General features: G+C 71.6%; 18 protein-coding genes. 2 read left to right on the forward strand and 16 right to left on the reverse strand.

All coding sequences use genetic code 11. From position 1 onward, the window contains the following. Positions 1-210: 210 nt before the first annotated feature. The gene (locus ACWEPX_RS15570; protein WP_451897836.1) at positions 211-756 is read right to left on the reverse strand and encodes a PH domain-containing protein; all 546 of its coding nucleotides are present in this window, start codon (positions 754-756) and stop codon (positions 211-213) included. A 197-nt stretch (positions 757-953) separates the two neighbouring features. Here ACWEPX_RS15570 and ACWEPX_RS15575 point away from each other — a divergent pair, with 197 nt between their 5' ends. Both ACWEPX_RS15575 and ACWEPX_RS15580 read left to right on the forward strand, forming a co-directional pair. Continuing rightward, entirely contained in the window at positions 954-1,178 is a 225-nt protein-coding gene (locus ACWEPX_RS15575) for an RNA-binding S4 domain-containing protein (RefSeq protein WP_451897837.1), read from the forward strand. A 316-nt stretch (positions 1,179-1,494) separates the two neighbouring features. Beyond that, a complete protein-coding gene (locus tag ACWEPX_RS15580) occupies positions 1,495-1,737 on the forward strand; it encodes a DUF2283 domain-containing protein (protein WP_451897838.1) in 243 nt (80 codons plus the stop codon). 42 nt (positions 1,738-1,779) lie between these two features. Here ACWEPX_RS15580 and ACWEPX_RS15585 read toward each other — a convergent pair whose 3' ends face one another. From ACWEPX_RS15585 to ACWEPX_RS15655, 15 genes are all read right to left on the reverse strand, one after another. Further along, entirely contained in the window at positions 1,780-2,127 is a 348-nt protein-coding gene (locus ACWEPX_RS15585) for a hypothetical protein (RefSeq protein WP_451897839.1), read from the reverse strand. A 122-nt stretch (positions 2,128-2,249) separates the two neighbouring features. After that, positions 2,250-2,714: a flavin reductase family protein gene (locus ACWEPX_RS15590; protein WP_451897840.1), complete on the reverse strand. Its 465-nt coding sequence runs from the start codon at positions 2,712-2,714 to the stop codon at positions 2,250-2,252. 249 nt (positions 2,715-2,963) lie between these two features. Next, positions 2,964-3,959 (reverse strand): hypothetical protein, encoded by a 996-nt coding sequence (locus ACWEPX_RS15595; RefSeq protein WP_451897841.1) that lies wholly within the window; start codon positions 3,957-3,959, stop codon positions 2,964-2,966. A 2-nt stretch (positions 3,960-3,961) separates the two neighbouring features. After that, a complete protein-coding gene (locus tag ACWEPX_RS15600) occupies positions 3,962-4,924 on the reverse strand; it encodes a 3-oxoacyl-ACP synthase III family protein (RefSeq protein WP_451897842.1) in 963 nt (320 codons plus the stop codon). Beyond that, positions 4,921-5,967: an LLM class flavin-dependent oxidoreductase gene (locus tag ACWEPX_RS15605; protein WP_451897843.1), complete on the reverse strand. Its 1,047-nt coding sequence runs from the start codon at positions 5,965-5,967 to the stop codon at positions 4,921-4,923. Before ACWEPX_RS15605 ends, ACWEPX_RS15600 begins: the two co-directional genes overlap by 4 nt. A 42-nt stretch (positions 5,968-6,009) precedes the next feature. Beyond that, positions 6,010-7,230, reverse strand: a complete 1,221-nt coding sequence (locus ACWEPX_RS15610) for an MFS transporter (RefSeq protein WP_451897844.1) — start codon at positions 7,228-7,230, stop codon at positions 6,010-6,012. 17 nt (positions 7,231-7,247) lie between these two features. After that, complete coding sequence (locus tag ACWEPX_RS15615) at positions 7,248-8,786, reverse strand: amino acid adenylation domain-containing protein (RefSeq protein WP_451897845.1); 1,539 nt, start codon at positions 8,784-8,786, stop codon at positions 7,248-7,250. After that, positions 8,783-9,877 carry an HAD-IIIC family phosphatase gene (locus tag ACWEPX_RS15620; RefSeq protein ID WP_451897846.1) on the reverse strand — a complete coding sequence of 365 codons (1,095 nt, stop codon included), beginning with the start codon at positions 9,875-9,877 and terminating at the stop codon, positions 8,783-8,785. Before ACWEPX_RS15620 ends, ACWEPX_RS15615 begins: the two co-directional genes overlap by 4 nt. 15 nt (positions 9,878-9,892) lie before the next feature. Continuing rightward, a complete protein-coding gene (locus ACWEPX_RS15625; protein ID WP_451897847.1) occupies positions 9,893-10,855 on the reverse strand; it encodes a 3-oxoacyl-[acyl-carrier-protein] synthase III C-terminal domain-containing protein in 963 nt (320 codons plus the stop codon). After that, complete coding sequence (locus tag ACWEPX_RS15630; protein WP_451897848.1) at positions 10,852-11,961, reverse strand: acyl-CoA dehydrogenase family protein; 1,110 nt, start codon at positions 11,959-11,961, stop codon at positions 10,852-10,854. Before ACWEPX_RS15630 ends, ACWEPX_RS15625 begins: the two co-directional genes overlap by 4 nt. Then, the gene (locus ACWEPX_RS15635) at positions 11,958-12,218 is read right to left on the reverse strand and encodes an acyl carrier protein (protein WP_451897849.1); all 261 of its coding nucleotides are present in this window, start codon (positions 12,216-12,218) and stop codon (positions 11,958-11,960) included. The genes ACWEPX_RS15630 and ACWEPX_RS15635 overlap by 4 nt, the downstream gene beginning before the upstream one ends. After that, a complete protein-coding gene (locus tag ACWEPX_RS15640) occupies positions 12,215-13,075 on the reverse strand; it encodes a 3-hydroxyacyl-CoA dehydrogenase family protein (RefSeq protein ID WP_451897850.1) in 861 nt (286 codons plus the stop codon). Before ACWEPX_RS15640 ends, ACWEPX_RS15635 begins: the two co-directional genes overlap by 4 nt. A gap of 1 nt (position 13,076) precedes the next feature. Beyond that, entirely contained in the window at positions 13,077-16,493 is a 3,417-nt protein-coding gene (locus ACWEPX_RS15645) for a thioester reductase domain-containing protein (protein WP_451897851.1), read from the reverse strand. After that, positions 16,490-16,828: an acyl carrier protein gene (locus ACWEPX_RS15650; protein ID WP_451897852.1), complete on the reverse strand. Its 339-nt coding sequence runs from the start codon at positions 16,826-16,828 to the stop codon at positions 16,490-16,492. Before ACWEPX_RS15650 ends, ACWEPX_RS15645 begins: the two co-directional genes overlap by 4 nt. Next, positions 16,825-17,703, reverse strand: a complete 879-nt coding sequence (locus ACWEPX_RS15655; RefSeq protein WP_451897853.1) for an NAD(P)-dependent oxidoreductase — start codon at positions 17,701-17,703, stop codon at positions 16,825-16,827. Before ACWEPX_RS15655 ends, ACWEPX_RS15650 begins: the two co-directional genes overlap by 4 nt. Positions 17,704-17,708 lie beyond the last annotated feature (5 nt).

The raw sequence follows: 17,708 nt of genomic DNA on the forward strand, positions 1-17,708 counted from the left end.
TCCATGCTGCGGTGGGCTTGGAAGATCCGTTCCCGCGGTTAGCTCAGGCGGTCGTGAACGCGCCGCGGCAGAAGGTGCCGGTCGGTGGCCGCCAGCCGCCCGCGTGCCACCGCTCGACGTCCTTCCACGCGGCGTGCTCATCCGCTCGACGCCTACTACCACCCCTTCATGACGAGTCCCCCGGTTTCCGCCGGCGATGGTGGCTGGACTTCAAAGGCGGGCGAGGAGTTCCTGTTTCTTCTGGTTGAACTCATCGGGGGTCAGCACGCCGAGGTCGCGTAGCTCGCCCAGCTTGCGTAGCTGTTCGTAGACGTCAGGGGTGTCCGCGGTCGGAGACGGGCTGGGGGAGGTGGGCGGCGGAGGCGGTGCAGCCGCGCCTGCCAGGTCCGCGCGCACGGTGTCGCTGATCTGTTTGCCGTCCTTCTTGTCCATCTGGTCGATCTCGGCTTTGTTGCCGGAGGCGAAGACGGTCAGGGTGCCAAAGACCATGCCGGAGGCCCACTGGACGGAGGAGATCTTGTCGAGGGGGAAGTCCTCGATGGTCTGGCGGGTGAAGCCGTCCATGATGAAGAGCAGCCTGCGGTCGGTCAGCGCCACGAGGCCGGTACCGCCGCCGTAGCGGCCCGCGGCCATCAGCCGCACAGACTCGCCCTCCCAGAGGTGGTTCGTCAGCCGCTTGATCTCCCGGCCCGCGCCGACCCGGGTCTGCATTCGATCTTTCGCGGCCTGGATGTCCGGCCGCAGGCTCTCCGCCATCTCACTCCCATGCTCGATCGCTTACCAGCTCATCGGGACAGCAACCGTGGTGTTACGCGCTGTCCACGAAGGTTCGGGTCTTCAGAAGCCCGCCGCTACGTTGCGTGCGTCCACGCTGCGACAGGGTGGTCGTGCAGCGCGGTGCACTTGGGCTCTCCGGAAGAGCGGTGCTGGGTCCTGTCGGGGAAGATGGTCGGATGTCGTCGACGATTGAGGATGTGGCTGTTGTCGGGTTTCCGATCCGGTTGGGGCAGTTCTTGAAGTTGGCTGGGCTGGCTGAGCACGGGGCCGGGGCCCGGGAGTTGGTCGAGACCGACCAGGTGCTGGTGAACGGGAAGGTGGAGGGCAGGCGGGGAGCGCAACTCCAGCCGGGTGATGTGGTCACCGTCGCGGGGCGGCGCGTGCGGGCGGTGAAGGCGTAGGCGAGCTGGCTGCCGAGGCTCGTAGGAGCCCTTGCCATGTCTACGTCTTTTATGTGACCGCCGCCAGGTCGAGATCGGTGGCGCGGCGGCGTCGCACGGGCCACGCCACGGGCGATCCGACCACTACCACTAGTTGGCCTGCTTCCCGAGCCTGAACGGCGTGGCGACGACTGCCGCCGCTACGGGTACGGGGGATGATCCGACTGCGAGCTGATTCTTCCTGCGCGGGAGTTGTATAGTTTCGGGGGCCGCGGATGATAGTGGCATCACGGTTAATACCGAACGACGGGCGACGATTGTGCGGTATCCATCCGTTGTGTATGACGAGGGCTCGGACTGCCTGTACCTGCACCTGTGTGAGTCTGCGGATCGTGGACCGCTGCGTCAGGTGATCCACGAGGAGGTCGGACGCGGAGACGTGGTGTTGGACTTCGATTCCACCGGAAAGGTGGTGGGAATCGAATTCATCGGCGCGCGTGAACTCGTTCCGGCGCGGCTGCTCTCTGCCGGTGAGGACAGGCAGAAGCAGGGCGATCGGTCGTGCCTCCCTCATGATTAAGTACATGGACAGCTGGATATGGGGGGTCGCGATGATGCGAGATCAGGTGTGCGCGATGAACTGGAGCGCATCCTGGCCGCTGCCGCCGTTAACGCAGAGTGGAGCGAGGTCGGTGGGGATGACTTCGTTCGGGTGAGCGCTGCGGCGACGGGGTCGCATGCTTTGAACATCCGGGTCATGGTCGACGTGGTACTTCTGGATGTCGACGGTTCGGACGCGCTGGAGGTGGTTCCGGATCGTGGTCGGGAGATGGCTGAGTTGGCGGTTGTCGTTGGTGCCTTCTCCCGTGGTGAGTTGGAGGTTTCTTGTGGGGCAGCGGGACGGGCGGGTGTTCTCGGTGCGGGCGGAGGGTGTTGTGCTGGACGTCTCCAGTCCGATCGGTGCGTCCATCCGTTCGGGGCGCAAGGTGTGGCGGAGGTTGAGCAGATAGCTGACGAGGTACGGCGTGGGGCCAAGGGGTGGATCAGGGCTGACCAGCGGGTGGTGCAGAAGCCCTGGTGGAGCGCAGCGGGTCAGGGGGATTCGGTGGCTAGGCGGTGGAAGCGGCCTGCGTGGAAGAGGAGGGCGTCGGGGGTGGGGGTCCAGGAGGCGCCTAGGACTTCGCCGAGGAAGATGGTGTGGTCGCCGCCTGCGTGGGCTACTGCCAGGGAGCATTCCAGCCAGGCTGCGGCTCCGGTCAGCAGGGGGGCGCCGGTTCGCTGGCCCGGGGACCAGTCGACGCGGTCGAATTGTGCTGCTCCGCGGGGTCTTCCCCGGTCGGCGAAGTAGCGGGCGACGTGCTCCTGGCCGGCCGACAGGATGGAGACCGCGAAGCCGCCCGCATCGGCGATGGCGTCGTGCATGTGGGCGTCGCGGTGCACGCAGCAGGAGACCAGTGGCGGGTCCAGCGACACCGACGTGAACGAGTTGGCCGTCATCCCGTGCACCGCGCGGCCACCAGTGGTGATCACGGTGACGCCGGTGGCGAAGCGGCTCATGACCTGTCTCAGTTCGCCCGCTGCCAGTGCTCTGGCTCCGCTGACGGTCATCGCAGACCTCCGACCAGTCGGGGCTCCAGCGGGCAGGCGGCGCGCGACTGCCTCCGGTCCGCAGACGCCTCTCGCGGGCAGACGGCGGTCCCCTCGAACCCAGCGATGCGGTGGCTCTCGTAGCACTCGGCTGAACCTGACATGTCCGTCCTCTTCGGTCTGTCGCGGCGCTGGTCAGCGGTCACTACGGGACGCGGTTCACATCACGACCACGCCGCAGGCGCGCTCGGTGGGGCGGGCGCCGCGGATCTTCTTCGGGATGCCCGCCCCCAGCCCCGCGCGGACCTTGCGACATCCGTTGGCCTGCGCGAACTTCCGCGGCTCGTCGAAGGTGAGGCAGGAGTACAGCGTGCGCCGGGATGGGCCGTCGCCGTCGGGGAGGCCCACCTCGTACACCTCGATCTCATCCCGGTACCGCAGGAGGCTGACCACACCGATCTCGTCCCCCATGGTCGCTTGGACGATGTGGACCGAGACCTCGTCGCAGGAGTCCCAGCTGTCCAGGCGGTAGCGGGCCAACGCGCTGTGGTCGGTCATCCCCTTGCGCTTGTTCTGCTCGGCGATCAGGTCGCAGCCGGGACCTGTGTACTCAGACCACGGGATGATCGTCGCCTGGACGCCGAACTCAGCGATCTTGCGTTCGCCGTGGCGGATGGCCTGGCGCACCTCCCGGGGCAGGTCGGACAGGTCGCCGAGGACGACCGGCTCCGGGTAGTCGAAGTCCTCGTAGCGGACGATCCACTCGACCGGGCCGAAGATCGCCTCCGCCAGCCGCTGCTGCCGCGGATCCAGGTACCCCAGGAACACGTCCCGCCCCGCGACCTGCGTCCGGCACACCTCGGCAACGGCTTCGACGACCTCGGGCGAGTCCACGCACCGCAGGCTGCCCCGGATCTCCAGGCGGCCCCCGACCAGCGCGCTCTTCTCCTGCACCGCGGTTCCGGTCCACCCCCAGTCGGCGGGGGAGTGGATCTGGTCGGACCACTGGTCCCCGTGGCCGAGGAAGATCGGCACGGCGGCGACCACCACGTCCCCGTCGAGGGCGACGACGTACCGCGACTCCCAGCGCGGGTCCCCGGTGTGCTGCACCAGCCTGCCCCGGCTGCCGAGCGCGCCCACCGTCGTGTCGAGCTCGTAGAACTCCTGCGCGCCGAGGTCTTCGAGGGAATCCACCACCACAACCGTGATCGACACGCCTACACCGCCCGGTGCCGCAGTGCGGTGACCGACCAGCTGAACCCGGCGCCGCTGGTCGCCAGCAGCACGAGGTCGCCGTCGGACAGGGCGGAGGCGTCGACGAGCTGGCGGAGCGCGATGAACGTGTCCGAGCACCCCATGTGCCCGTACTGGAGCTGGTTGAAGACGCTGCGCTCCGGTGGCAGGCCGAGCCGGTCCAGCAGGCGGTCCTGGATGTCCTTGTCGTTCTGGTTGATCAGCAGGTACCGCACGTCCGCCACATCGCGCCCGATCGACTTGAGCGTCTGCCCGGCCAGATCGGTGAAGTTGTCGACGTAGGCGTCCTTGAGCCCCTTCCGCCTGCCCCTGCGCCGGGTGTGCACGCCTTCGTCGTGCCAGTCGCCGACGAAGTAGTCGCACCACTGCGGGTCGGTGCGGGCGGTGGTGCCCTGGAACTCGAACGACACGTCCGATGCCCCCACCACCAGCGCGGTGGCGGCGTCGCCGAAGTTGAACATCGGCTTGGAGTCCGGGTCGCGCCGGTCGGCCGCCGCGCCGAACCGCTCGCCGGACACCACCAGCACCCGGTCATCGGAGCCCGGTTCGAGCCCGTCCACGGCCAGCCGCAGGCCCAGGGTCAGCGCGTTGCAGAAGTTGGTCACCTCGAAGCAGTGCGCCCGCTCGATGCCCAGCTCGTCGGCCACCTTCGACGCGGGTGACCAGGCGGGGGAGTCCCAGTAGCCCGCGCCCGCGTAGATCACCCGGCTGATGTCGTCCAGGTCGGTGCCCGTCCGCTCCAGCGCCGCGCCTGCCGCCGCGACGGCCAGCTCCCAGCCCCGCTCATCGGGCCCGAGCACGGGGAACTCCGAGCAGTGCGTGACCTCCAGGATCTCCGGGACCGACACCCCGGACAGCGCCGACATCTCCGCGACGGTGATGCGGCCCTCGGGGAACGCGACCGCGAAATCGACGACGCCGCTCATGCCTGACCTGCCGACCGCCGCAGTTCGTCGAGCTTGACCAGCCCGGACAGCACCGAGTCGGTGGGCAGCCCGAAGTCGATCAGGCACGCGACCTCGTCCACCCCGATGGCCCGGAACCGCTCGACGGCCGCAGCCGCCTTCGAGACCGTGCCCAGCAGGCCGAAGTCGAAGTACCGGTCGAAGGCCATGTCGACCATGAACTTGACGTCCTCATCGGACAGCTTGGACACGTCGACCTTGCGCCGCCCGTCGAGCCGGGCGTTGAGCAGCAGGTGCAGGGAGCTGCGCAGGTAGTCGCCCAGGGGCTCGCGCACCAGCTCGCGCGCCGCGTCCTCGTCGTCGTCCAGGTAGGTGTGGATCATCAGGGCGACGTGGCCGGGCCAGCCGTCGGCGTCGGGCCGTTCGGCCAGCGCCTTGCGGTACTCGACGAGCTTCTCGGCGAGGCCGTCGATGTCCTGGTCGAGCAGGTGGGTGAGCACGCCCGCGCCGAGGCGCCCCGCCGCGCGGAAGGTCTCCACGCCACCCGCGCTGGTCACCCACACCGGCAGGTCCTTCTGCACCGGCGGCGGGAAGATCTTGACCTCGTTGGTCTCGCCGACGCCGTTGACGAACGGCACCGCCTCGCCGCGCCACAGCTTGCGCACGGTCTCCACGTGCTCGCCGAGCAGGGTGCGGCGGTCGGCGTAGTTCTCCGGCCGCAGGACGTAGTCGTTGGCGTGCCACCCCGACGCGAAGGACACCCCGACGCGGCCGCCGGAGATGTTGTCCACCACGGACCACTCCTCGGCGATGCGCAGCGGGTGGTGCAGCGGGGCCACGACGCTGCCCGCGCGGATCTTCACCTTCGAGGTGACGGCGGCGATCGCCGCGCTGGTCACCGACGGGTTCGGGTAGAGCCCCCCGAACGGGTGGAAGTGCCGTTCCGGCGTCCACACCGCCGCGAAGTCGTGCTGGTCGGCGAACTTCGCGCCCTCCAGCAGCAGCCGGTAGCGGTCGCCGTCGGCGGCGCTGTCGTTGGCGAAGTAGAACAAGCTGAAATCCATGTGATCCCTCCCGGATCAGGCTTGTGCTCGGTGCTGGACGAGTCAGGCGGCGGCAGGGGTGGCGCGGGAGCGCTCGGCCCAGCGGGTGAGCGGCACCGACACCGCGCCCGCGACGAGGAACACCACGGCCCAGACCGCCCAGCCCAGGGCGCCGAAGGCGACCAGGACCCAGGTGATCGCCAGCGGCGCGACGGTGGTGCCGAGCTTGGTGAACATCTCGAACATCCCCTGGTACTGCCCGTGGGCGTGCTCGGGGGCCAGCCCGTAGCTCAGCGACCAGGCGCCCGCGCTGTGCAGCATCTCGCCGAGCACGTGCACGACGGTGCCCGCCAGCAGCAGCACCGCGGCCAGCCAGAGCGGCTGGCCCGCGGACAGCGCGAAGAACCCGCAGCACACCGCCAGCACGACGCCGGAGCGCCACCACGCCCGCACGCCGCCTGCGACGTCCTCGGTCCCCTTGCTCACCCTGACCTGCAGCAGGATGACGGCGGCGGTGTTCACCAGCAGCAGCACGGTGAAGAACGCGGGCGGCACCGTCGTCATCTCGCTGATCCACACCGGCAGGGCGACCACGAGCAGCGCGTCGCTCATGACCAGCACCGTGTTGACCAGCGCCACGGCCGCGTACGCATGGTCGCGCAGCACGGGCAGCTTCGGGCCCTCCTCGGCCTTGGGCACCGCGGGCACCGACGGCACCCGCAGGAACGCCACCGCGGAGACCGCGAACAGCACCCCGGCGGCGATGATCAGCCCGATGTACCCCGCCCGCGAGTCGAACAGCAGGCCGAGGCCGCCTGCGACCGCGCCGAGCGAGACGCCCACGTTCGCGGTCGAGCGCATGTAGGCCAACGCCTTCCCGCGCTCCGCAGGCGGGAGCAGGCCCCCGAGCAGCGCGCCGCGCGCGGCGTACACGGCGGACTCGAAGCCCAGGACCACCGCGGTGGCCACGACCAGGCCGACGAACCCGGTGACGAGCGCGTAGCCGCACGCGGCGACGCCCAACGCCATCATCAGGCCGACGGTCACCGGGCGCGGCCCCCGCGCCTCGGCCAGCCTGCCCGCCGGGATGCCCGTCAGGACGCCGATCGCGGCCCCCAGGGTCAGCGCCAGGCCCACGCGCTCGGCGGGGATGCCGATGACCCGGGTGAAGTACAGGACGCTGATCGACATGAGCACGCCGTGCGCCGCGGTCTTGGCCAGGTTGCTGACCGCGAGCAGCCGGACGATGCCCGCGGGCGGGATGATGTCTTTGAGGAACGACATGGCCGGTGGCACTCCAGTCAGTTGGCCGCGGTGAGCACGGAATCCCGCAGCGCGCCGCGGTCGACCTTGCCGTTGGCGTTGAGCGGCAGCTCGTCGAGGTGGTGCAGGCGCCGGGGCACCATGTGGATCGGCAGGTACTCGCGCAACCACCGCACGAGCTGGCGGCCGGGCACCGCGGCGCCGGTGTAGAAGGCGACCAGCTCGGGCGCGTCGCCGCCGGGGACGGCGATCACGACGGCCTGGGTCACCTGGTCGTGGCGGGCGATGGCGGCCTCGATCTCGCCCAGCTCCACCCGGTAGCCTCGGATCTTGAGCTGGAAGTCGGCGCGCGAGAGGTGCACGAGCTCGCCGCCCTCCCACCGCACCCGGTCACCGGTGCGGTAGTAGAGGTCCGGTGACGGCGTGGTGCCGTCGTAGGGCACGTGCCGGTCGCCGTCGCGGATCATGAACCGGTTCGGGTTGTCGACCGGGTTGAGGTACCCGGCGAAGCGCTGCGCGCCGCGCACGCACAGCTCGCCGTCGTCGGCGGGCATGCCGTCGTCGTCGAGGATCAGGTAGTCGAGGAAGTCGTACACCGGCCCGATCGGGACGGTGTCGTTCGAGGTCGACGGCCAGCGCTGCGGGTCGGCGGGCAGGCGGTGCTCGGTGCACGCCACGGTCAGCTCGGTCGGCCCGTACACGTTGGTGATGCGCGCCTGCGGCGCGACCGCGTGCCACAGGCGGGCCTGCCCGTAGGTCAACTGCTCGCCGATGAACACGCTGTGCCGCAGCACCGTCGGCCGCCCAGTCGGCAGGTTGCCCAGGTTGGCGCTGACCGACACCACCGACGGCACGGAGAACCAGTGCGTGATCGCCTTGTCCACCAGGTAGTCGACCGGGGCCAGCAGCTCCGTCCGGTCCGGGCACACCAGGGTGGCCCCACCGCCCCAGGTGACGAACAGGTCGAACACCGACGGGTCGAAGGTGAGGTCGAAGGTGTGCGAGACGCGCGCCCCGGGCCCGACCTCGAACCGCTCGATGTTGTGCCCGATGTAGGCGGCGAGGTTGCCGTGGCTGATCGGCACGCCCTTGGGTTTGCCGGTCGACCCCGAGGTGAACAGGATGTAGGCCACGTCGTCCGGCCCGACGGCAGGCCGGGGCAGCTCGCCCGGCTCCAGCCCGGCCACCGCGGCGTCCGACAGCCGCACCACGCTCGCGGCCGCGCCGCTGAGCACGGGGACCTGGGCCTCGCCGCTGTCGTCGACGACGAGCACGTCCAGCTCGACGGAACCGCAGATCGCCTCGTTGCGGCGCACCGGATGGCCGGGGTTGAGCGGCACCACGACCGCGCCGAGCCGCAGCGCGGCGAGGTAGCCGGTGAACGCGACCAGGCTGCGGGAGGCCAGCAGCGCCACCCGGCGCGGCACACCGCCGTGGGCGGCGAGGATGCGGGTGGCGACCCCCTCGACCCGCGTGCGCAGCTCGCCGTAGGTCAGCACCTCGCCGCCGACCTCCAGGGCCGGATCGCCCGGCGCCCGCTCGGCGGAGTGCGCGAACCAGTCGTACAGGGTCTTCACCGGCCACCCCACACCGCGAGGTCGGACGACGACCCGGCCAGGTCGACCGCGTGCACGGTCATCGTGGTCGGCGGGTCCTTGGGTTCGGGGCGCAGCCCCAGCCGCTCGACGCCCTCGGCGCCCGCGGGCGGCAGGGCGGCGACGCCGTCGACGTCCTCCTGCCCGAAGCCCGCGAACCGGTAGGCGACCTCCATCATCCGGTTGCGGTCGGTGCGGCGGAAGTCGGCGGCGAGGGTGACGCCCGCGGCCGCGGCCTGGTCGGACAGCCAGTTCAGCAGCACGGTGCCCGCGCCGAAGGCCACCACGCGGCAGGAGGTCGCCAACAGCTTCAGGTGCCACACCGCCGGGTGCTTCTCCAGCAGGATGATGCCGACCGCGCCGTGCGGGCCGAACTTGTCGGTCATGGCGACGACGAGCACCTCGTGGTCGGGATCGGACACCAGGGCGCGCAGGGTCTCGTCCGAGTAGTGCACCCCGGTGGCGTTCATCTGGCTGGTGCGCAGGGTCAGCTCCTCGACCCGGGCGATGTCGGCCTCGGCGGCGCGCCGGATGGTCATCTCCAGGCCCGCGCTGCGCAGGAACTCCTCGTCGGCGCCCGCGAACTCGGTGCGGGCGGCCTCGCGGGCGAAGCTCGCCTGGTACATGGCGCGCCGCTGCCGCGCGTCCTCGGTGACCACCGCGGGGCTGAACTCGGGCAGCTCCAGCAACCGTTCGGCCATGTCGTGCGGGTAGATCCGCACGTCGGGAAGGTGGTGGGCCACCTCGGCCCGCTCCATCTCGGTGTCGTCGATGAAGGCGATGGTGCTGTAGGCGAACTGCAGCTTGTCGGCGATCGCCCGGACCGACTGCGACTTGGCGCCCCAGCCGATCTGCGGCAGCACGATGTACTCGGCCACGCCCAGCTTCTCGACCCACTCCCAGGCGTGGTCGTGGTCGTTGCGGCTGGCGATGGACTGGATGATGCCGCGGTTGTCCAGCTCGACGATCACCCGGCGGATCTCCTCGCGCAGGGTCACTTCGCCGTCCTCCAGCAGCACCCCTTGCCACAGGGTGTTGTCCAGGTCCCAGACGACGCACTTGACCGTTGTCATCGGTGTGGCTTCCCCTCAGATCTCGAAGAGCGTGACGGCCCAGGCGGCGACCGGGCTGTTGTTCAGCACCAGCACGTGATCGCCCTCGGCGACCTCGCCGCCGTCGACCAGCCGCTGGAGGTTCAGCACGACGTCCATCGCGCCCAGGTGCCCGTGGGCGGCGAGGTGCGCGCCGCACACGGGGTGGATGTCGAGGCCGAGCAGGGTCGAGTAGAACTCGTACGCCGAGGCGGTCACGTTCTGCATGAGCGTCGCGGCGACCTGGCCCTTGTCGAGCCCGGCCTCGGCGAGCACCTCGTCGACCATCCGGCCCAGCCGGAGCCTGCTGTTCATGGCCAGCTCGAACAGGTACCGGTCGGGTGAGGCGCATTCCTCGCGCCACTCGTACCACGGCGCCTGCTTGTACTCGACCTTGAACAGGTCGTGGAAGGCGCCGTCGGTCTCCATCCGGTGCCCCTTGAGCACCGGGCGGCCCCCGCGCACCACGGTCATCGCGTACGCGCCGTCGCCGATCACCGTGACCGGGTACCGGATGCGGTCGGCCCCGGTGGGCAGGCTGGAGTGCGTGATGAGCACCGACCGCTTGGCCGGGTCGGCGACCAGCAGGTCGCGGGCCAGCGCCCAGGCGGCGCTGGACCCGGTGCAGCCCAGGCCGTCGACGGTGAACGCGAAGGCCGACGGCCGCTTGATCTCCGCCTGCACCCGGCACACGTCCGACCCCAGCAGCACGTCCGGCGACCGCGGCCCGACCATCATCAGCACGTCGGGGTCGTCGCCGCCGCGGTCGAGCAGCTCGCGGCAGGCCCGGGCGGCCAGGCCGCCGTTGTCGGCGTCGGCGAAGACGCCGACGGTGCGTATCCCGCTGCCTGCCAAGAACTTCGCCTCGTCGTGCCCGAGGAGTTCGACCTCCGGGAGCGAACCGACCTCGACGAGCTCGTCCGGCAGGACGGTGTGGATCGCGCCGATCCCGATGCTCATGCCCACCGCTCCCGCGCGTGCCTGGCGAGGAGCAGCTGGCTGATCTCGCTGCTGCCCTCGATGATCTCCATCAACTTCGCGTCGCGGTACGCCCGCGCCACGGCGCGCCCGTCGAGCGCGCCCGCCGACCCGAGCACCTGCACCGCGGACGCCGCGCCCGCTGCCGCCTGGGTGGCGGCGAAGTGCTTGGCGGCGACGGCGGCCACGACCTGCTCGGGCCGCCGGTCGTCCCAGCACCTGCTCGCGTGCTCGCACATGCGGGTCGCGGCCTGCTCGGCCACGTGCAGCTCGGCCAGGCGCCTGCCGACGAGCTGGTGCTCGGCCAGCGGCTTGCCGAACTGCTCGCGCGTCGCCGCGTGCTTCGCCGCGGCCTCGACGCAGGCGCGCAGAATGCCGACGCAGCCCCACGCCACCGATACCCGCCCGTGGGTGAGCGCCGAGGTCACCAGCCATTCCATCGGCATCCCGGCCCCGCCGAGCAGGTGGTCGGCGGGCAGGCTGACCCCGTCCATGCGGACCTCGGCGTGCCCGGCCGCGCGGCAGCCCAGCGGGTCGGGCACCCTGGTGATGGTGACGCCCGGGGTGTCCGTGGGAAGGACGACCGCCGCGCCGCCGTCGCCATAGCGGCCGAACACGACCACCAGGTCGGCGTAGAGCGCCGCGGTGATCCACACCTTGGTGCCGGTGATCTTCAGGCGGTCGCCTTCGGGGGTGATGGTCGTGGCCATCGCCGACAGGTCGCTGCCTGCGCCTGCCTCGCTGAACGCGACCGCCGCGGTCCCGCCGGTCGCCAGCCTCCGCACGAACCGCTCCTGCTGCGCGGGGTCGCCCAGCTTGCGGATCGTCCACGCCGCCATGCCCTGCGAGGTCAGCAGGCTGCGCAGCGAGGAGCACACCGAGCCCGTGTGGGCGGTGAACTCGCCCAGCTCGGTCATGCTCATGCCCAGCCCGCCGAGTTCGGCGGGCACGTCCGGGCACAGCAGCCCCTGCGCCGCCAGCTCGCGCACGACCTCGTCGGGGATGCGCCCGGCGCGGTCCCAGTCCTCGGCCGACGCCGCCGCGGTGATGACCGCGGCGGCGCCGGACCGGTCGGCCAGCGCGGTCACCCGCGTAACCTCAGAACCAGCTCGGTGATGGTGTCGATGGTGCGGAAGTTGTCGAGCTTGAGGTCCGGGCCGCCCACGGCGACCCCGAACGCGGACTCGACGTGCACCACCAGCTGCAGCGCGAACAGCGACGACACCATGCCGGACGCGAACAGGTCCACGTCGGTGGTGACCGCCTGCCTGGTCTGCTTCTCGACGAACTCCGCGAGGTTCGCGCGGATCTGCTCTGGAGTCGCCACCTGCTCGGTCGTGCTCACATCGCCCCCTGGTGCTCGAAGAAACCCCGGCCGGTCTTCCGGCCGAATTCGCCCGCCTTGACCTTGGCGACCAGCAGGTCGCACGGCCGGTAGCCCTCGTCGCCGGTGCGCTCCAGCAGCACGTGCAGCGAGTCGACCACGTTGTCGAGGCCGATCAGGTCGGCCGTGGCCAGCGGGCCGGTCCGGTGGCCGAGGCAGCCGGTGAACGCCGCGTCGACGGCCTCCGGCGTGGCGACGCCGTCCTGCACGATGCGCGCCGCCTCGTTGATCGACCGCTGGAGCACCCGGTTGATGACGAACCCGGGTCCGTCGCCCACGTGCACCGGCGTCTGGCCCAGCGCCGCCAGCAGCCGCTCGGCTGAGGCGATCGCGGCGTCGCCGGAGCGTGGCCCCCGGATCAGCTCGACCGTGCGGATCAGGTACGGCGGGTTCATGAAGTGGATGCCCACGACGTCCTCGGGCCGCGCGGTGTACCCGGCCAGCTCGTCGATGGGGATGGCCGAGGTGTTGGACACCACGACCGTGCCCGGCTCGACCACGGCGGTGGCCGCGGTGAGGGCCTGGGCCTTGAGGTCGAGCTTCTCGGTGACCGACTCGACCAGCGCGGCGGACCCGGCGACCTGGCCGACGTCGGTGGTCACCGCCAACTCGCCGTCGACGGCGTTCGCGCCGAACGCGCCCATGAGCCTGCCCAGCCTGGTCTGCATCGCGATGCTCGCCTCGGCCTTCGCCAGCCGTTCGGCGTCGATGTCGACCAGCACGACCGGGACACCCGAACCCACCGCGAGAGCGGCGATGCCGGTGCCCATGACGCCTGCGCCGAGGATCGCGACCCGGCCGAAAGCGCTGCCACTCATCTCAGTCCTCACTCCCGGCCTTCGTGATCAGGTGACCCACCAGGTCCCGCACGAGTTCGTCGCGCTGGGCCAGGTACTCGATGCCCCGGCGCAGCACCGCGCCGGTCATGGCCGGGTCGAGCCCGTTGCGGGCCAGCCACGGCTGCCATCCGGCGGCCTGCACCGCCAGTTCGTCGCGGTCGTGCCCCTCCAGCTCCAGCAGGGCCGCCGCCGAGAGGATGGGGTTGCCCTTCTCCAGGGCCAGCTCCCTGACCTTCGCCTGCCACTGCTCCAGCGGGAGCTGCTCGGTCGGCCAACCGGCGTTGGCCAGCTGCAGGAACAGGTTGCGCATGCTGACGGCCCGCTCGGCGACCAGGTGGTAGGCCCGGTTGACGGCGCCCGGCGACAGCGCCAGGTCGACGATGCCCTGGGACACCATGTCGACCGGCGACATGACCAGGACCCGGTCGTCCTCGGGGTGGGCGCCCACGGCCAGGCCGCTGATCAGGGTGAAGTAGATCAGGTCCTTGTCGTTGCCCGCGCCGGTGCGGCTCGACGCCATGATGAGGCCGGGCCGGAACACCCGGACCCGCATGCCGTCCTCCTCGGCGCGCGCGAGCAGCCGCTCGCACACCCACTTGCTGACGCCGTAGCTGCCGGACTCCGGGTCCAGCGCCTGCTCGCGCGTCTCCAGGTAGCGCGCGCCCGAGCCCATCGCGGGTCCGGCCGCGGCGAGGGAGGACACGTAGCTGAAGTCGCGGATGCCGCAGCCGCGCGCCCAGGAGATCAGGTCCGCCATCGGCAGCACGTTCTCCTCGCGCAGGGTGCGGTACGGCTCGGTGAAGACGACCTTCGCCGCGCAGTGCAGGATGTGGCCGACAGCGCGCTCCAGCTCGCCGTCGCGGAACTGGCTGGCGACCTTGGCGATGTCGCGCAGGTCGCCGGGGACCGCGCACACCCGGTCCGCGTCCGGCTCGGGCAGCATGAACTTGCGCGCCGTCGCCTTCAGCCGCTCCAGACCGCTGTGCTCGTCGTCGGCCCGCACGACGCAGTAGACCTTGCCCTTGGTGCGATGGAGCAGCTCGTGCAGCAGGAAGGCGCCCAGGTAGCCGGTGGCGCCGGTGAGCAGGAAGTCCTTGCCGCGCGAGCGCGTCGACGACACCTCGCCCAGCGGCAGGTTCAGGTCGCCGTCGATGAGCTCGTCGTCGCCGAGGTCCAGGCCGTCGCCCATGTCGACGGCCGCGGAGTCCGCCCGCTGGGCGCGGACCAGCTCGGCGAGCCTGCGCACGGTGACGCGGCTGCCGCCCGCGCGGTGCACGTTGACCGGGGTGCCCAGCCGGTCCTGGATCTCCAGGGCCAGCTGCATCGCCAGCAGCGAGGTGCCGCCGAGCGCGCCGAACTGGTCGTCGGGGGTGATCTCCGGCTTGCCGAACAGGTCGCGCCAGACGGCCAGCAGCACCGCCTCCACGTCGTCCCCGACCGCCGCGCCCTGCTCGACGGGCGCGGCGGGGCTGGCGGCTCCGGGCGCCAGCGACACGCGGTCGAGCGCCCAGTAGCGCTGGCGGGTGAACGGGTAGGTCGGGGCGGGCACGCGGCGGCCCGCACCGGGCGACAGCACCGCCCAGTCGACGGTCACGCCGTCGAGCCACGCTTCGGCGAGCGCGGCTTCGACCGCGTCGCGCTGGTCCGCGGCGTCGACGTCGAAGACGTGCCGGTGCGCGCCGGGCTCGTCCCGCCCGATGAGCACGAGGAACCGGTCGGCGGGCACGGCGGCGAAGTCGGCGACCACCGGCGTGTCGGCGGGCAACGCCGAGCGCAGCGCATCGAGCACGTCGGCGGGCACCGCTCCCTCGACGGCGACGATCGCCGCGCGCCGGGCGGCGCTCTTCCGCGTCTGCACCAGCGGCGGGCGGGGGAGCTTCAGCGCGGCGGCCAGCTTCCCCGGCTCGGCGACGACCAGCCGGCGCTCGTCGAACTGCTTGCGCCCCACCCGCAGGGTGTGCGCGAGGTCGGCCACCGCGTCGGGGGCCAGCCCCCCGATGTGCTCGGCCAGCCGCTTCGACAGCGCGTCGAGCTCGACGCGGGTGCGCGCCGACAGCACCAGCCGGACCTTGGCGCCCACCGGGGCGCAGGGGCGGGTCGGGGCAGGCGGCGGGCCGAGCACGACGGCAGCGTTGGAGCCGCCCATGCCCACCGAGTTGACCAGCACGAAGCAGTCGTCGTCGGTGCGGGACGCCTCGGTGGCGATGGTGAAGGGGCTCTCGGCGAGCACACCGGGCTGGCGCGGCCGCTCGAACGACGGGTGCGGCGGCAGCACGCCGGTGCGCGCGATGTTGATCGCCTTGATGAAGCCCGCCATGCCCGCGTTCGGCCCGGTGTGGCCGATGTTGGACATGACCGAGCCCAGCCTGCAGTAGCCGGTGGCGTCGGTGGTCTCCCGGAATGCGTCGGTGAGCGCGGCGAGTTCGACCTGGTCGCCCAGCGGGGTCGCGGTGCCGTGCGCCTCGACGTAGCGCAGCTGGTGCGCGCCGACGCCGGAGACCTGCAGCGCCTTGCTCACCACGCGGGTGATGCCCGCGGTGCTGGGGGCGACGTAGCCGAGCTTGTCGGACCCGTCGTTGCCCACGGCGCTGCCGTGCAGCACGGCCAGGACGGTGTCGCCGTCGGCGAGCGCGTCCGACAGCAGGCGCAGCACGACCACACCGACACCGGAACCGTGGTTGGTGCCGCTGGAGCGGTGGTCGAACGAGCGGCACTGCCCGTCCTCCGACAGCGCCCGGCCCGGCTTGTGCCGGTAGCCCAGCAGCGGCTCCTGAACCGCGGAACCACCCGCGAGCGCGATGTCGCACTCCCCGGCCAGCAAGCTCAGCATCGCGTAGTGCAGGGCGTAGAGCGATGAGGAGCACCCGGTCTGCACGCTCACCGCGGGACCGCGCAGACCCAGCTTGTACGCGGTGCGCGAGGGCATGAAGTCGACCTCGCCGCCCAGGGTCAGGTCCAGGTCGCCGACGGCGGCGGCCACGCCCTCCGCGCGGGCCTTCGCCGCGAACAGCGCCGCGTGGTACGGGCCCGCCCCGGTGCCCGCGAACACCCCCACCGTGCGGGTGTCCGTGCTGGTGGAGTGGCCCGCGCGCTCCAGCGCCTCCCAGGCGGTCTCGATGAAGATCCGCTGCTGCGGGTCGATCAGCTCGGCCTCGCGCGGGGTGTAGCCGAAGAAGTCGGCGGCGAACTCCGCCGCGCCCGGCAGCAGGGTGCCGACCTTGACGTAGTCGTCGCCGCTGAGCACCGAGTCGTCGACCCCGGACGCGCGCAGCACCTCGTCGGGCAGCGGGCGCATCGAGACGACCCCGTTGTCGATGTTCGACCAGAACTGGTCCGGGGTCCAGGCGTCGGGGAACCGGCAGCCCACGCCGACGACGGCGATGGCCGTGTCGCTCACGCGCCACCCCCGGCAGCGGCCCGCCGATTCGCCAGCAGCGAGCGTCCCGAGGACTGCTGGGCCGGGGCGGGGGCGGCGGGCTCGGGGGCCGAGGTCAACAGCTCGGCCTGGGCGGCCACGGTGCCGTGGTGGAACAGCTCGGAGAGCTTCACCGGGCGCGTCGACAGCGGCTGCAACTGCTCCCACAGCATGACCAGCAGCAGGGAGTTCCCGCCTGCCTCCAGGAAGTTCACATCCAGCGGCACGCTGTCCGCCGAGTCGCTGCCCAGGACATCGGCCCAGGCCTCGCGGACCGCGACGACGACCTCTTCGTACGTTGAGGCGGCGATGCTCATAATCCCCTCGTTCTCTCAGCTCTGTCCACACAGGAACGCATGTGCGCGATCACCGCGCTGATGTCCTTGTCCCCCAAGCCCGCGGCGACCGCGTCGGCGAATGCCTTGCGCGATCCGGCCACCACGCCCGCGGGGTCGGCGCCCGCGGCGAGCGCGAGCGCGAGGTCCTTCTCGGCCAAGCCGAGGCCGAACCGGGTGGGCACGTCCTCGGCGCCGATGCGCCCGCGCACCCGCTGCACGAAGCCGCCGATCGCGGACGCGCCCAGCAGGTCCAGCGTGCGATCGGCAGCCAGGCCCAGCTGGTCGCCCAGGGCCAGCGACTCGCCGATCAGCGCGAAGGCGGAGATCGTGATGAGGTTCGCGATCAGCTTCGCCGACGCGCCCGCCCCCAGGTCCCCGACGTGGTCGACCGCGCCGAGGACGGCGAGCGCCTCGGCGGCCCGCTCGACGTCGGTTTCGCTGCCGCCCACCAGGATTCGCAGCTCGCCGCTGGTCGCCTGCGGCACGCTGCCCACCACCGGCGCGTCGATGAGCCCCACGTCCGCGCGGACCTGGGCGCGCAACTCGCCCACGGCCTCCGGGCCGATGGTCGACATCTCCACCAGCAGGGCGTCCGCCGCCAGGGCGGGGGCGGCGCCCCGCTCCCCGAACAGCACCGCGCCGACGGCCGCGCCGTCGCGCAGCATGGTGATCACGATCTCGGCCTCGCGCACGGCCCCAGCCGGGGAGTCCGCGACCAGCGCCCCCCGCTCGGCGGCGGGCGCGCACTTCTCGGGCGTCCGGTTCCAGACGGTGACCCGGTGGCCCGCTTCGACCAGCCTGCTCGCCATGGGCACTCCCATGTGCCCTTGGCCCAAGAAGGCGATGTTCGTCATGGTGG

The sequence above is a fragment of the Actinokineospora sp. NPDC004072 genome, from assembly GCF_053604195.1.

Coding starts and splice junctions, on each gene's coding strand:
- ACWEPX_RS15605 (WP_451897843.1), bottom strand. CDS start 5,967: ATGGATTTCAGCTTGTTCTACTTCGCCAACGACAGCGCCGCCGACGGC.
- ACWEPX_RS15570 (WP_451897836.1), bottom strand. CDS start 756: ATGGCGGAGAGCCTGCGGCCGGACATCCAGGCCGCGAAAGATCGAATG.
- ACWEPX_RS15650 (WP_451897852.1), bottom strand. CDS start 16,828: ATGAGCATCGCCGCCTCAACGTACGAAGAGGTCGTCGTCGCGGTCCGC.
- ACWEPX_RS15610 (WP_451897844.1), bottom strand. CDS start 7,230: ATGTCGTTCCTCAAAGACATCATCCCGCCCGCGGGCATCGTCCGGCTG.
- ACWEPX_RS15590 (WP_451897840.1), bottom strand. CDS start 2,714: ATGAGCCGCTTCGCCACCGGCGTCACCGTGATCACCACTGGTGGCCGC.
- ACWEPX_RS15640 (WP_451897850.1), bottom strand. CDS start 13,075: ATGAGTGGCAGCGCTTTCGGCCGGGTCGCGATCCTCGGCGCAGGCGTC.
- ACWEPX_RS15585 (WP_451897839.1), bottom strand. CDS start 2,127: ATGGACGCACCGATCGGACTGGAGACGTCCAGCACAACACCCTCCGCC.
- ACWEPX_RS15600 (WP_451897842.1), bottom strand. CDS start 4,924: ATGAGCGGCGTCGTCGATTTCGCGGTCGCGTTCCCCGAGGGCCGCATC.
- ACWEPX_RS15625 (WP_451897847.1), bottom strand. CDS start 10,855: ATGAGCATCGGGATCGGCGCGATCCACACCGTCCTGCCGGACGAGCTC.
- ACWEPX_RS15655 (WP_451897853.1), bottom strand. CDS start 17,703: ATGACGAACATCGCCTTCTTGGGCCAAGGGCACATGGGAGTGCCCATG.
- ACWEPX_RS15575 (WP_451897837.1), top strand. CDS start 954: ATGTCGTCGACGATTGAGGATGTGGCTGTTGTCGGGTTTCCGATCCGG.
- ACWEPX_RS15620 (WP_451897846.1), bottom strand. CDS start 9,877: ATGACAACGGTCAAGTGCGTCGTCTGGGACCTGGACAACACCCTGTGG.